Source organism: Cyclobacterium sp. 10D3-21 (genome assembly GCF_055809755.1).
Window position 1 is genome coordinate 4,223,865 of sequence record NZ_CM147924.1, and the last position, 15,571, is coordinate 4,239,435.

General features: G+C 39.0%; 7 protein-coding genes. 3 read left to right on the forward strand and 4 right to left on the reverse strand.

Annotation, left to right across the window (positions count from 1 at the left end):
* Nucleotides 1–28: 28 nt before the first annotated feature.
* The 3 genes from AC0L7T_RS16610 to AC0L7T_RS16620 all read left to right on the forward strand — a co-directional run bounded on the left by AC0L7T_RS16610 (nt 29) and on the right by AC0L7T_RS16620 (nt 7,409).
* Entirely contained in the window at nt 29–3,424 is a 3,396-nt protein-coding gene (locus AC0L7T_RS16610) for a SusC/RagA family TonB-linked outer membrane protein (RefSeq protein ID WP_473336704.1), read from the forward strand.
* A 38-nt stretch (nt 3,425–3,462) separates the two neighbouring features.
* Nucleotides 3,463–5,238: a RagB/SusD family nutrient uptake outer membrane protein gene (locus tag AC0L7T_RS16615; protein WP_473336706.1), complete on the forward strand. Its 1,776-nt coding sequence runs from the start codon at nt 3,463–3,465 to the stop codon at nt 5,236–5,238.
* Nucleotides 5,239–5,684: 446 nt separating this feature from the next.
* Complete coding sequence (locus AC0L7T_RS16620) at nt 5,685–7,409, forward strand: hypothetical protein (protein ID WP_473336708.1); 1,725 nt, start codon at nt 5,685–5,687, stop codon at nt 7,407–7,409.
* Between the two features lie 439 nt (nt 7,410–7,848).
* Here the strand turns inward: AC0L7T_RS16620 and AC0L7T_RS16625 are convergent, their stop codons facing one another.
* The 4 genes from AC0L7T_RS16625 to AC0L7T_RS16640 form a co-directional block, all read right to left on the reverse strand.
* The gene (locus AC0L7T_RS16625) at nt 7,849–9,531 is read right to left on the reverse strand and encodes a sulfatase family protein (RefSeq protein WP_473336710.1); all 1,683 of its coding nucleotides are present in this window, start codon (nt 9,529–9,531) and stop codon (nt 7,849–7,851) included.
* A gap of 13 nt (nt 9,532–9,544) precedes the next feature.
* Nucleotides 9,545–11,254 carry a RagB/SusD family nutrient uptake outer membrane protein gene (locus AC0L7T_RS16630; RefSeq protein ID WP_473336712.1) on the reverse strand — a complete coding sequence of 570 codons (1,710 nt, stop codon included), beginning with the start codon at nt 11,252–11,254 and terminating at the stop codon, nt 9,545–9,547.
* A 13-nt stretch (nt 11,255–11,267) separates the two neighbouring features.
* Complete coding sequence (locus AC0L7T_RS16635; protein ID WP_473336714.1) at nt 11,268–14,387, reverse strand: SusC/RagA family TonB-linked outer membrane protein; 3,120 nt, start codon at nt 14,385–14,387, stop codon at nt 11,268–11,270.
* 282 nt (nt 14,388–14,669) lie between these two features.
* Nucleotides 14,670–15,254, reverse strand: coding sequence for an RNA polymerase sigma factor (locus tag AC0L7T_RS16640; RefSeq protein WP_473336716.1), 585 nt, complete (start codon nt 15,252–15,254; stop codon nt 14,670–14,672).
* Nucleotides 15,255–15,571: the final 317 nt, after the last annotated feature.

The following is a 15,571-nucleotide window of genomic DNA, read 5'->3' on the forward strand; positions in this document are numbered from 1 at the left end:
CGAATATTTAATAAACCAAGGTAAAATTATGAAAAATAAATTACTAAAGACAATCATTATGTTGTCCAAATGCTTTCTTTATGGTTTCGTATTGCAGACCCTTATGCTAAATCTGGTCATGGCCCTGAATGCCAACGGCCAATATAAAACCATAGAGGAGGTTAGGGTCACTTTAAAGGCAGATCAATTGACGCTTGACCGGTTTTTCAGAGAGGTGCAGCGACAGACCCCTTTCAAGTTTTCCTTTGAAAACAGGGATATGGAAAGGAGTTTAGACATTAGCTTTTCCCAAAAGGAAGGGATGGTAATTGACTTTTTAAGGGAAGTATCCCTTCAGACGGAGCTTTCTTTCCGGCAGGTAAACCATGGAATAGATGTACTGAAAAGAGAGGGCCAAGAGGAAGCAGTAATTTCCGCTCCCGATCCCATTACCATCAACGGTACAGTGACTGATAAAAATGGAGAGCCTATACCTGGGGTTACGGTGTCAGTCCCAGGCACTTCAATAGGAACAGCAACAGACATTGAGGGAAAATATTCATTACCTGTTCCAGAAACGTCTACACTCGTGTTTTCTTTTATAGGCTTCGAGACTCAGAAGGTTGTGGTTGGAACCCAGAGTGTGATCGATGTTATCTTAATTGAGGATATGGCTTCTTTGGACGAGGTAGTAGTTGTAGGGTATGGTTCAGTCAGAAAAAGTGATTTGACAGGATCAATTGCTTCAATTAGATCTGAAGAAATCAAAGGCCTGCCTGTAAGATCAATTGCTGAATCAATCCAGGGAAGGGTAGCAGGTGTTATGGTTAACAAAAGTAGTGGGAGGCCAGGTTCTGGATCTGAGATAATAATAAGAGGTGTTGGGTCTATAAATGGTTTAAGTCCTCTCTTTGTTGTAGATGGTGTTATTTCAGGAAACTCGCCAACCTTCAATCCTCGCGATGTAGAATCAATTGAAATAATTAAGGATGCAAGCGCAGCAGCAATATATGGTGCACAAGCGGCGGGTGGAGTAGTTCTGGTGACCACAAAAAGAGGGTCATTTGGTCAGAAGAATAAGATTGAATTCACATCAAACACTGGTGTAAGGCAAATTTCCAATTCTTACAAAATGTTAGAAACTGATGACTACGTAAGGGCACGAAACGGAATTGGAGATGACTACGATCTATGGGATGACCCAAACCTTCCAAATACCAATTGGTTTGACGAATTATTTGAAACAGGGCTTGAGCAGTCCTATCTACTTTCATTTAGTGGTGGAAGTGAAAAGATAAAGTATTACCTGTCTAGCGGGTATGAAAAAGAAGAAGGTATACAAAAAGGCAACTATTGGGAGAGGTATTCAATCAGACTAAATGCGGATTATGCAGTTACCAAAAATATCACTCTTGGACATCAACTGTATTTGGCCAAAATGCAACAGGATCCCTATACCATGGAATTACCATGGAGAACTTTACCTTATATGGATGTATACAATGATGATGGCACTTTCGCCGCTGTACCTCCTGTAGTTGAATTCTCAGGAGGAAACCCTATTGCTGAACTGGGATATCGACATTACAAAAGCCGGGATTTGTCCGTTAATAGTATTTTTTATGTGAATTGGGAAATTACTCCTGGCCTAAATTTTAGAACGACAGGTTCGGGTTCGTTTGGTTCAGGATATGACGATAATTTTAGTGAAGCAAACCTTCTGAGAAGAGCCCAAACAAATGAAAACTACAGTAAATCTTTGAATTATTCTGAGTCCTATATATTAAATTCAACATTGACTTATGATCATGTGTTTGGTGAAAAACACGACTTTAAAATAATGGGCGGATATGAAGTTAGAAACTCTCATGGTGCAAGCCTAAGTTCACAAGCAACAGGATTTCCGGTAAGGGTAGCAGAGTCATTTGCATTATCCACTAATAATAACAAGACAGCAAGTGGGGGACTCTCCTATGGCAGTTTTTTATCTCAATTTGGAAGGTTAAATTATATGTATGACAGTAAGTATATTTTAACTGCAAATGTCAGGAGAGATGGGTCTCCAAAGTTTGGACCACAAAATAGATGGGGTGTATTCCCATCGCTTTCAGCAGGGTGGAAAATAAATGAAGAGCGGTTCTTCAATACAAGTTTCTTTGACCTATTGAAGCCTCGAATCAGCTGGGGTATACTTGGTAATGACAGTGCCCTTGGGAATTTCCTGTATCAACCTTCTTATCAGCAAGTTACCATGCATAGTTTTGATGAAGTAAGCAGTATTGGAGGGTTTAATTCCATAAGAGTTGTGAATGAAAATATTAAATGGGAAGAGATACATTCCACTGATATCGGTATTGACATTGCTATCCTCGATGGTAAGGTTACAGTCAATGCTGATTACTACTGGAGGAATACTAAGGATATGATCTATAATTTATCAATTCCATTGTCTTCAGGAATTGGAGGAGTAAATAGCAATCCCAGTTTGATGCCAGTTAATATTGGAAGTATATTGAACAAAGGGTGGGAAATAAGTTCTCAATATCGAAATACCTTGGGTGATTTAAAGTTTTCAATAGGAGGAAATCTATCACATAATGAGAATAAGGTTCTAGATCTGGGTTTACCAACTGCCTACATATACAGCGGGGGCGCATGGCCCCTTAGTTCAAATTCAAGGCCTTTTATTACCGAAAATGGTCAACCGGTAGGACAATTATACGGCTTTATTGCAGATGGTATCATCCAGAGCCAGGAAGAGATTGACGGATTGAACCAGACTGCATCCGATTTTGCAGGTCAATCAGCATTCTATAATCATCAATATACAGGACCTGGAGATCTAAGGTTCCGTGATCTTGATGGTGATGGTCGGATTACCGCAGAAGACAGAACAGTAATTGGAAATCCGTGGCCTAAACTCCAATATGGTTTTAACTTATACTTGGAATGGAAAAGTTTTGACTTGAATGCTACCATAATAGGTATTGCTGGAAGGGATGTAATGAATGATGTCAAAGCTTTTGAGCAAAATTTCCAGCAGGACTTTCAATCAACTTATGATATTTTTAATGCATCTTATTTCTTGGGAAATGGATTAACGGATCAACCAAGGTTAGGACTTTTCGACCCATCAGGATCAGGCGCTTTCATTGAAGATCCTAGTAAAAATTATCGGTATTACTCCACTTATTTGGTAGAGGATGGATCTTACATGAAGATCAAAAATATATCGATTGGTTATACTTTTCCAGAATCAATTCTAAATCGGGTTGGCATGGATCACCTGAGAATATATTTGTCTGGTCAAAACCTATTTACCTTCACCAAATTTTCCGGACTGGACCCTGAATTTTCCAATGATGTAAAGAATCATGGACAGTATAATACATCTACATATCCTCAGACCCAGTTGATTTCATTTGGTTTAGAATTAGGTATATAAGAAAAAATTAGATTTTATAAATATTAAATCAATAAGATATGAAATATTTTAATAAAAGATATTGGTTGCTGGTATTAGTAATTTCTTGCTCACTAATTGGTTGTCAGGATTATCTGGAACTAGAAGACAATACGTCAATTTCCGCAGGTTCTTTTCCAACTACGCTAGAGCATGTAGATCTATTAGTAGCTTCCACTTATGGCGTTCAGCATGATTGGGGATTTTTAGGTCACTATTGGCATGGATACGGTATATATTGTTTCGACCATACGGTAGATTTTCAATGGAAAGGGACCGAAAGCTGGATAGGAATGAGTATTGGAATGGCAGAGTTAGGTGATTCTAAACTGGTCAATGAATGGAGGGATTTATACAGAGGTATTTATTACTCTAACAGTGCTTTGGAAGGGATAAGAAGTTATCGCAGCATTGCTCCAGAATCAGAAATCAAACGATTAGACCAGTATGAAGGAGAAGCCTTATTTATGAGGGGCTTCTATTTGTGGCATCTTCAGGTCTTTTATGGTCAACCTAATTTGGATGGAATGGGAGTTCCAGTGATAACAGAAATACCTGGTTCATTAGAAAAAATGTCAGTTGGAAGGTCTTCGACTATGGAAACATATCAAGCCATGATCGAAGATTTCAATAATGCTTCCGTTCTTCTAGAAGGTCAATTTGATAATCACAGGGCAACAGAATGGTCTGCAAAAGCTGCTTTGGCCAAGGTTTATTTATTTGCCGAACAGTATGATAATGCAAAGGTAATCCTGGAGGACTGTATCAACAATAGCGGTAAATCTTTGGTCTCTTTCGATCATTACAAAAACATGTTTAACGGAGATACCCAGTATGAATATAATTCGGAATCGTTTTATGAAGTTGGGAATCGAGCAGAACCGGAAAAGACAAATAATAATGGGTCGAGACAACAAAATACCGGCTCATCAGCGACGATTCTCTATACTCCATTTTATATAGATAATAATAATGAGAGAAGTGCTATGGGATATAGTAATCAGTATACTCATGACATGAACCTTAAGCGATTTGGTTACAATGATCCAGCTCCATTGACGCAAATGGAAGAAGTTAATGGAGAATGGAAACTTCTAGATAGTTACGTCACCCAACAGATGGACCGAAGAGCAAATGCAGGGATGCAGACAGATGGACCAGATCCACGCCTTTACGTTTCCGCTTTGCAACCATTCTTTGATTCGGTTACTGTTGCAGGTGTGGAATATCCCGTAGCTCAAGCAGAGTTCGGAAAATGGTGGCAAATGTCCCCTACTACTGGGATTGACCCAAACACCTTCTACGGGTGGCCATTGAAGAAAAATCAATTTCTTGGAGGTACTATTTGGGAAACTAGGGCGGTTGCCGGAGCTAACTTCTACTTTATTCGATTACCAGATATATATTTGATGTATGCTGAAGTGATTAAGGATTCAAACCCTACTCTTGCTCTGGAGTATGTTAATAAAGTTCATAGGAGAGCATACGGATATGATCCAGACGCTCCTTCTCCGGTTGATTATATGAGTTTAACTGACGACACAAAGGCTCCAGCAGGTGATCATTTGTCAAATGATCCACTATTGTATGAAAGATGGGCTGAGTTTTTTGGAGAAGCAAAGTGGTGGGAAGATATCCGTCGTTTGCGTCTTGGAGATGAGGAATCTGTTTATTACAAGTCAGTTGCCTCTGGACGGCAGATTGTGTGGAGAGATGAACATTATGCTATGCCTATTCCTCCTTTGGAATTTGAATCAAATACCAGTGATGAATTGATTCAAAACCCTGGTTATTGAGTGTTCAACACCTCCAAATGGTGAGGACACTTTTAAATATTAATAGTTGTTGATTCACAAAGAAGAATAAAAATTAAGAAGTTATTAACCATAAGCCTCTTCCTGAAAAGGAAGGGGCTTATGGCATTTTTAGCATTTAATGTAATTATTCTAAAATCAGGCTAACAGCACCCGCTAAACAAATAATCGTTCTCCAGAAGCGAAATTATGTTCCTTTTTTTTAATCCTCTGAACACCTCCCACCGTCAAAGCAGTATCGACCGAATCGGTAATCACCATCTGCTGATATGCCACACTACTGTCTAATTAGTAAAGAAACTCCGAAACCTTATGAATAAATTTTCTATTTTGTAACCTCGATTAAAAAACATTTTAAGCGCAATAAACCTCGGCTAGTTGAACCCTGGAAGATTAAATTTAAAGATCACTAATAGATTTATTTGGACATGATAAGGCTTTCAATACTATTTGTTTTTATACCAATTCTAATTGGCTGCAGCGATAAGAACGTTGATAAGAGCAATGAAGATGTAGCCAATGGGAAGGTATTGTACAATGGGATAGCATTACCAGAACAATGGCCTCCCTATTATATTGAACCAGATGAGCCAAGGGAAGCCCCAGTTCCCTATCTTAAGAATAAACCAGAAGTGATCCCTATTAATATAGGGAGACAATTATTTGTGGATGATTTTTTGATTGCTGAGACCAATTTAGTTTCCGTTCCTCATTCACCGGTTATTTATAAAAACAACCCTGTTTTAGCACCTGACAAAGAATGGGAAGCCAAATCGGAAAGGCAATTTTATGCTGCACCATTTAGTGATGGGGTTTGGTATGATGAAAAGGCACAAAAATTCAAGATCTGGTACCTTGCAGGCGGTGCTTCTTTTTCTACTGGTTACGCAGAATCCAATGATGGAAAAGTCTGGGAAAAACCAATTTTGGGAGTTACAGGTCAAACCAATATTGTTGATGTTGACAGGACTGATTCTCAAACAATTTGGCTGGATAAATTGGAGTCCGACCCTAATAAAAGATACAAGATGTTTCAAATTAGAGGTCATCCACATCGCGGTAGATGTAGCTTTATTTTAAAGTATTCGGCTGATGGAATAAACTGGTCAGAGGAAAAAGCGATGTCAGGGCTAATAGATGATCGATCGACTGCATTTTACAACCCTTTCAGAGGGGTTTGGGTTTTAAGCATTCGCTATTGGAGCATGAAATATGAAGACCAAATGAAGATCTTGGACAATCCGCCTAAAGTTCGCTCCAGGGTTTACCTGGAAAACAAAGATCCTGAAATGGCGGTAAACCTTGCCCATTATATAAGAGAAGGCGTTAAGGATCCAAATAATTTCTTTTGGCTTTCGGCAAGCGACAAGGAACCTCGCCATCCAAAATTCCCAAATATAAGCCCTGGAATTTATAATTTTGATGCGATCGCCTATGAAAGCATAATGTTAGGTTTCTTCAATATTTGGCAAGGCCCGGAAAACCCAATAACTTATAAAACGGGCATTGAAAAAAGAAACGAAATGCTACTGGGCTACAGTCGAGATGGCTTTCACTTCTCTCGTCCTTCCTACAAACCTTTTATAGGAGTAAATGATGAGGATGGTTCATGGAATGGGTCAAATGTTCAATCTGTAAATGGTGCCCCTATTATCGTCGGGGACTCACTCTACTTTTATTCTAGTGGGCGAACGCAACTTAAAAGTGCCGATATTGGGGAAAGGTATATGTCTACAGGACTTGCAACCCTTCGTAGAGATGGGTTTATCTCTAAGAGAGCTGGGAATCAAGAAGGGTACCTTCAGACCGAGAAGCTAACCTTTGATGGTGATTTTTTATTTATTAATGCGGATATGAAAGATGGGGAGTTATTGGTTGAAGTCCTGGATGAGGAAGGAAATCCATTGAAAGGCTTTGCTAAGGAAGATTGTATTCCCTTTAAAAATTTCAATGCTACAAAACATAGGATCATGTGGAAAGACGAGAAAGATTTAAATTCTTTGAATGGAAAAATCATCCGCTTTAAATTCTATTTGACCCAAGGGGACCTTTATTCATTTTGGGTTTCTCCATGGGAAACGGGTGAAAGCAGAGGTTATACAGCAGGAGGAGGCCCAGGATTGTCGGTTGATGGGATAGACAAACCTAATTAAACCCTTATTCGAGGGCTTTACAAAATGTATCGTTTTGTTAGTTGGGATATTCTATCCAGAAATAAATTTGGGATGAAAATATAAATTGCACCTATTTTTGAGCCAGTTGCGGTCTTAATAAAGCCAAAGTCTGCTATTCGAAACCATATTTTACCATTATAAATGAGTTATCTTCATTTGGTCATTACAAATGACTATTTTAAAAGAGCTATTCTAATGCCTATTCACGGTCGCTAATAAGGTGTAATTGCGAATTACACCTAGGTGGGTGGAGAGGAGTCTTCAAATGCTTTTATGTGATAAAGACAGGGGAAAGTGTAAACAATGCTTTTATTGATTCTTCCACACAATAGAAACTTTAAAACATAAAGGGTTTTTTAAATAAAAATACCGGAAAATAGTCCGGTATTTTTATTAATTAAAGTTAATAAGAAAGCCTTTATTTTAACCGACTTCCTGGTATTGGCTCTGGGAATTCTCTCATTGGGCTGTACCGAATATAGGAGTCAAAAACTTCCTTATCAGGGCCAACCACCCTAGGGTCTTTCGAAGCCTTTAATTCATTCAATAAAGCAGCTTGCATTTCTTCCTTTACAGAAGCATATTCAGCATCATTTACAAGATTGTTTAAACAATAAGGATCTTGGTTGATGTCAAAAAACTGTACTTCAGGAATTTTTTCGAAGGCAGCATCGAAAAATGGTTTTACAGCCGGATCTTGGTAATTTTCAATGATAAATGATTTGGTTGGAGATTCATCCACATCTGTAAAAGCCCAATCTGAATGACTGATTCCATCCTCATCTATTCCATACATCGGCAACAATTCGCTTTCATCCTCTGGGTTTATCCTTTGAGGCGCTCCTGCTGGCCAGCGATCTGGTTTCATGTTCCAAACCAATAAATAGTCTTTGCTTCTTATGGAGCGTTGCGGATAACCCCAATTTAGATACCTGGAAGCTGAATGCCTTTCCCTTCCAGAAAAAGCATACTTTTTAGCAGGGTCAATTGTCCCTTGTTTGTCAGACTCCAACAGTGCCCTTATGCTTTTTCCTGTAATCGGCATCATCCCCTCTTCATTCGTTTGGGTCAGGTCCAGGATGGTAGGTGCAAGATCTACAAAGCCTACAGGATCATCCACAATTCTACCCCCTGGGAAATCTTTGGGGTACCTTACTGCAAATGGAACATGTATACCATAATCATAACTATTCGCTTTGGCCCTTGGAAAAGGCATTCCATTGTCAGCAGTCACGATGATAATGGTATTTTCAAGTTCTCCTATCTCCTCCAAATAATTGATCATGGAGTCAAGGTGGCGATCATACCATTCAATCTCCACAGCGTAATCCAACATATCTCCCCGAACAATATCATTGTCAGGAAAAAAGGCAGGTACTTCCACATCAGACAATTTCTTATCCGTTCTTTTCCAGGAATCCTTTTCATACGCACGGTGTGGCTCTGTCGCTCCAAACCAAAAGAAAAAGGGCTTGTCCTTTCGTTCATTTTCCAAGAAAAACTTAAAGTTTTCGAAATAATTGATATTACTGATTTTATCACCGGTTCTGATGTCCCCAGGGCCTTCTTCATACCTGATTTTGCTGTACTCAATTCCAGCTGCATCTGTTGCTCTCCAAAGCGAATCATTCTCATCCCGGGCGTATCGAAAAGGAGAAACCCCTTTACCTGTTCTACCGGTTTTATACCCATTGGCTTCTAACAAATCTACAAAAGGCACATACTTTTTTAGCCAAGGGGCAGCATGCTGGCCAGAGGACTCATTTTGCCAGTGATACCTACCGGTGATGATGCTACTTCTGGAAGGCGCACATCCCGGTGAACCCGACATGGCATTGGTAAAGTAAACCCCTTCCGTAGCAATTCGATCAAAAGCAGGCGTATTCACAAATTTACTGCCTTCAAAACTCGTATGGTAAAATGACTGGTCATCACTTATTACAAACAAAATATTTGGCGGCTTACTACTCCTTTCTTCAGTTTTGGTACCGCAGCTAGCAACCACCAGCATAAATAGAATACCAAAGATCCAGCCTTGGTTTTTCCTGTTTTTGGATTGGTGGCCCTTTAAGAGGACCACCAATTTATTATTCTTTTTCATATTTTTTATACGTTTAATCTGCCCCATATCCTGGGTTTTGAGCCAATACAGCCCCTATATTTCTTTCTATCTCTGTATATGGGATTGGAAAAAGATTATGATAAGGCTGCACATCCACCCCATGATTCGTTACATCCGGTCTTCCATCACAATATTTATTGGTACGCTCAAACAACATACCCAGTCGATTTAATGTAAGTCTGCGTTTCTCCTCTACACCAAGTTCCCTCATCCGCTCATCCAGAATATAATCAATGTCCACCTCCGATGGCGATACCAACTTGGCATTGGCACGGGTGCGCACAACATTAATATCATTGGCTGCTTCTGCTTGCTGGCTATTTCCAAGATAGGCTTCAGCGCGTAGTAAATACGTTTCTGCCAATCGAATATGGTACTGATCGCTATATGTGGTACCCGCTGTTGACGAATTTAAGGTTTTTAGTTCCGTATCTACATACAATTCAGCAGGGTGCTGACCAGGAGTGGTCACTTTGGACTGATAAGGGTAAAAATACCTTATAGTGTCATCTAGGCTTTGGCGAAATAAATCCATATGTTCAGATATTTTCTGTCCATACCATTCTGATTCCGGGTTATTGAACAACACATCCCTTACGAAATTGTATTCAGAATTACGCATGTCATCCCAATCGTAATCCCATATTCCATAATTGAAGTGATTTGTTCCTCTAAATCTTCCTATACCTCTACCTCCGGTATAATCTGAAACGCCAACGGGTAAAAATGGTGAAACTCCTGAAGGGTCTCTAACGATGAAACTCCATGGTCTTGGCGCATGGTCTCTTTCCAATTGAGGGCCTGCTTTTGACGAAGATGAAATGACACCTCCAGGTACATCTACCTCGTATTGCCATACCCAAATCCCCTCAGTATTTCCAACTCCTCGGTTTTGATTGTATCTTCTAAACATATCCCAATAAACATCTCCTTCGGCATTGGACAAGGATCCAAATCTTTCAGTCATTAATGCCGTATTGGGGTCATCAATTACCTTTGTAGCTGCTTGAATTGCATCAGACCATCTTTCCAAAGACACGTAAACTTCAGCCAAAATATGGTAGGCTGCAAGGTTATTAATCTCTCCGTCCTGAACTTCCGCAATACCCGGAAGATTAGCAGCAGCAAATTCTAAATCAGATGCTGCTTGTTGGTAGACTTCAATTCTGCTAGCCCTTACATAATCTGTTTTAGGAGAACTTACTTCTTCCAACTCTAAAGGTACTCCTCCATAAAGATGAGCCAAATTTCGATAGGACAATCCTCTAAATAGTTTGGCCTTGGCTTCAATAGAAGCTTTTTCTTCAGCGGTCATCATTGACCCTTCAATCCTGCTAAGAATAATATTGGCTCCTGAAATTACCTTATAATAACTCTGCCAATGAAATTCAGCCACCACACTGGTAGGTAAAAGGGTAGCCAAATACGAACCAAATCTAACATTAAGTTGATTGGCTCCATTGTAACCCAAATCGGTACCATATAAATAATCCAACGGACGGTGTTCACCATTGGAAAGAATCTCCCTTGATTGGTCATACAGGGCATATACGGCCGAATTAAAATCAGAATAGTTTATGTAGGAGTTTTCAGGACTTGCAAAGTCCAATGGAATCTCCTCAAGTATACTGGATTCATCACAAGCTTGAAAACTCAGCAGTATCAAGCCTAAGAAAACGAAATTATATTTTATATTTTTCATAACTAAATTAGAATTAAAAACTTACATCCAGGCCTAACGAATACCCTTTCATCACTGGCAATCCAGATTGGTCAAGACCACTTCCGGTCTCTGGATCCCATCCTTCCCAACTTGTCCAGGTAGCTAAATTTTTTCCACTTACAAAAAACTTAACGCTTTGAAGGCCTAATTTTTCAACTATTAATGCCTTATTTAATCGATAAGAAAGCGACACATCCTGAAGTCTAACAAAGCTCCTGTCTCCATAATACCTGTACTCAATTCCTGCTTCCTGATCCTGACCTCTGTACCTGGCAGTTGGGTTTGCTGGAGTCCAATAATCGTAGTCGACAAATAAATTGTTTCTTCTGGCATTGTCTGACTGTCCAAAATTGGGGTTATTCAAGCCTAAATAGCCATTTTTACCGCCTTGGATAGAATTAATAAAAAACCTAAAGGTGAAGTTTTTATAATTGAATTCATTCAATAAACCAAAGTTATAAGAGGGCTCTTCTCTACCTCTGATCACACGGTCAAGGGCATCCACTACACCATCACCATTTTGATCTATCACTTCGTGTGTTCCTACAAAAAATCCAGGAGGGGCTTCTTCACCCAGCTGAATTATTCCAGCGGATTCATAATCGTAAATGGAATTGATGGATTCATCTATAAATAACCCACTACCGATTAAATCATCCTCGTTTCCGTCTCCATCTGCATCTAAGCCTAATAAGGAGACGATTCTATTTCTATTCGAGGCAATATTAAAACTAACATTCCAATTGAAATCACCTTTTTCCATGATATCCCCCCTCAATACAAACTCAATTCCTCTATTGGCTATTTCTCCTACATTCGTAGCAATGCTTGAAAAACCTGTAACCTCAGGGATATTTATATTGTAAAGCAAATCATTGGTAGTGTTTTGGTAATAATCCAGAGTTCCTGAAAATCGCTCCTGCAATAAGGAAAAATCAAAACCAAAATTATAACCAGTAGTTGTTTCCCAGGCCAGGTTTGAATTTGCCAAGGTGTTTACTGTTTGACCAAAAACAGTACTCCCTCCATTCCCAAAAACATAGGCTGGATATATGGAAACTCTGGCCAGAGATGAATACCTGCTGGTTAGGTTTCCATTGGTACCATAAGAGCCTCTAAATTTAAGGTAATTAAGGATGGATTCCTCCATAAAACTTTCCTCACTTATCACCCATCCTACCCCTAGAGAAGGGAAAATTCCGAATTTATTGTTTTTTGAGAAACCAGAAAAACCATCCCTACGAACAGTTGCTGTCAGCATGTATTTGCTACTAAAATCATAATTGGCTCTCACCGTCTGGTAAACATAACTTTCATCCCATGCACTGGAATTAATCAACTGAAGCTGTCCTAAACTTAGGTCATTGTATCCTAAGCTAAGATTTGAATAATTGGTCCCATTGGCCTCTGTACTTTCATATTTCAGTTCCCTACGACCTACCACCATTGTGAGGTCCAGGTTGTGGTTGTTATTAAAACTTTTGCGATAGGTTACAATATTGTCAAGGGTCCAGTCATATTTGCTATAATTTCTTTTAAAGGCCTCTCCTGCTGCACCTGCTCCATATACATTGCTTCTATAATGCCTTCTCCAGTTATAGTTGTTACCGAAATTAACACGGTATTTCAACCCTTCAATGAAAGGGATCTCTATATCCATATAGACATTGGCAAATAAATTATTGCTTTTGTCAAAATCATTGGACAATGGACTTAAAAATGGATTGGCCCGAATGGCTCCATCAGGATTAAGAATTACATTCCCATCCGCATCATAGGGTGTCACCAATGGGGGCATGGTGGTAATTTGACTTAAGGCAGGAATTTCTCCAGAATTGTCAGCAAAAGAGCCAAAGGTTTGAACTCCAAATCTAAACCAATCCAATATTTGATGGTCCAAATTGATCCTGGCAGTTACCCTTTCGTATTGGTCATTCATAATAAAGCCTTCCTGCTTGGTATATCCAGTAGAAATATAATAAGAAGTAGCTTCTGAAGCTCCCCTTACACTTAAATTATGATTGTTTATTAAGCCCTTTTGAGTGGCTGCATCCCACCAATCGAAGTTGGTTCCATTTTCAAAACCAGCATAGACGGTAGGTTCGAATAAAGCTGCGACATTGTAATCCGGATTGGGTTGAGTATAATCAGGTGCCAGGTAAGACTGAGGCCAATCCTGATCCCTGACTTTTTGCAAAAACCCATCCCTATCCAAAAGCTTTGGCCTGTTGGTTGGCGTTTGAGTGGTGACCGTACCCGTATAATTGAAAATGGGCTTTTGCTCCATTTTACCACTTTTTGTGGTGATCATGATCACTCCATTTGCTGCCTGGGCACCAAAAATGGCCATACTACTTGCATCCTTTAAGACATCAACAGATTCAATGTCTGCAGGATTTAAATCCGCCATACTGCCAGTAAAAATGATTCCATCTACTACTATTAAAACGCTTTGATTGCCACTGAGGGTAGTTCTACCACGTACTGAAATAGAGGGGTTTTGCCCTGCTCTATTTACCTGACCTACATTCAATCCAGGAACAGATCCCTGAAGAGATTGGGCAAGGTTAACATTCGGAGACTCTCGAAAGGCCTCTATATCTGCCCTCACCACCGAACCGGTAACATCCCTTTTCTTTTGAGTTCCGTACCCAACAACCACCACTTCTTCAAGTGCTGTATCGTCCAATTCCATTAATATTTGGAATTGCGTTTGGTTACCTACTTGAATTCTTTTGGTAGTATAGCCGATAAAAGAAATTACCAACGTAGTTCCTTCTTCTACATCAAGAGAGAAATTCCCATCAATATCTGAGACTGTTCCCTGGGTACTATTGGCTATGGTAATGGTAGCTCCTGGCATAGGATCTCCATTTTCATCTGTAATCACTCCTTTTATGGTCACTGGAACTTCCCAGAGAAGGTTTGGGCTGGTATTAATGCCTTTTAAGCTTGAAAAGTTTTTAGCATTATCAAGGCTATTGTGTTCCACTTTCAATGATTCATGCTCTGGTGTGGCTAGCAAATAGCCAAAGGTGAAGCATTGTAGGAAGAAAGTAAGGGCAAATAACTTGAAAGTATTACTCAGGTTATTCAGTATATTTTTTTGCATATCTGTTCGTTATTTTGGGTAATTGATTTATTAAATCCATCCACTATTGGATATCTGGTATTACTATTTAAAGGAAGTTTTAGTTTTTACATAGGCATTTATAAAGTTTAGGGTGCAAAATTTAAACTATCATTGTCATGAGGGCATTGAACCTAATTAATAATGGTGAAATCTTTCATTAAAGCGAATCAATATTAAGTTGCTGTATGGTTCCTGAAATATTGGTTATTCAGTTCTATTGTACTTTAGGGAGCAAAGGAATTTTAATTTCTTTTGTAAATCTTAGTAAAACTGTAAAAGAATTGATAGCCCTACTGTGCACAAAACAGAAACGATGTGCTTTTTGAGATTTGCTATGGCTTTCCATGCAAGGGTATAAACTGATCGGAGATTAATCCCCATCAATTTTGAAACTTCTTCATAGGATATTTGCTCGAAAAAAAGCAAATGAATGACTTGCTTTTGCCGAACGGGTAATATATCCAATCCTTTGGCCAATTTGGTCTGCAGGCTCTTTTCCCTTTGGATGCCAATCAGCTCACTTTCAATAGATTCCACCACAAAGGTATTGGCCAATCCATCATTCCATTGCTCTGTCTTTCTTTTGGATTTGTGCTGAGTTTCCCGGTATATTTTATGGGACAAAGCCCTGAAAAGGTACGCTTTAACATTTTCAGCTTTTCCTAAAGATTGATGGTACTTCCATAAATCTATAAATACCTCCTGAATACAATCCTGAATGAAATCTTCATCCTTTACAAGGGCTAGCCCATAATTAAAAAGTATTTTAATGAATTCTTTGTAAAGTCCTTCTAATCCCTGCCGGTTGCCTTGCATTAACATGTCCCAATAAAAATTGGGCTCCATAGCTGGACTGTTTTTGCTTATTGGGTTCATTTTGGATTTGTGAAAATAAAGTTCTCAATGATAACCAAAATAAATTTTTCCTACAAGCGGTATTTTGTGTAACGGCTACTATGTAAGTTGTTTGGTCAAGCCCGGAATAAGTAGTTTACTTTTTTAGAAAAAATTATCAAGAAAAACTATATGGATTGGTTATAATATTCTAGCTATCAGGTCAATTTACGGCCAAAATAAGGTGGTTTTAATGTTAAAATTCAGCCATTCTATAAATTTTTTAGGACATAGCCACAATTATACTTTATTTTCTCACCATACCGCAT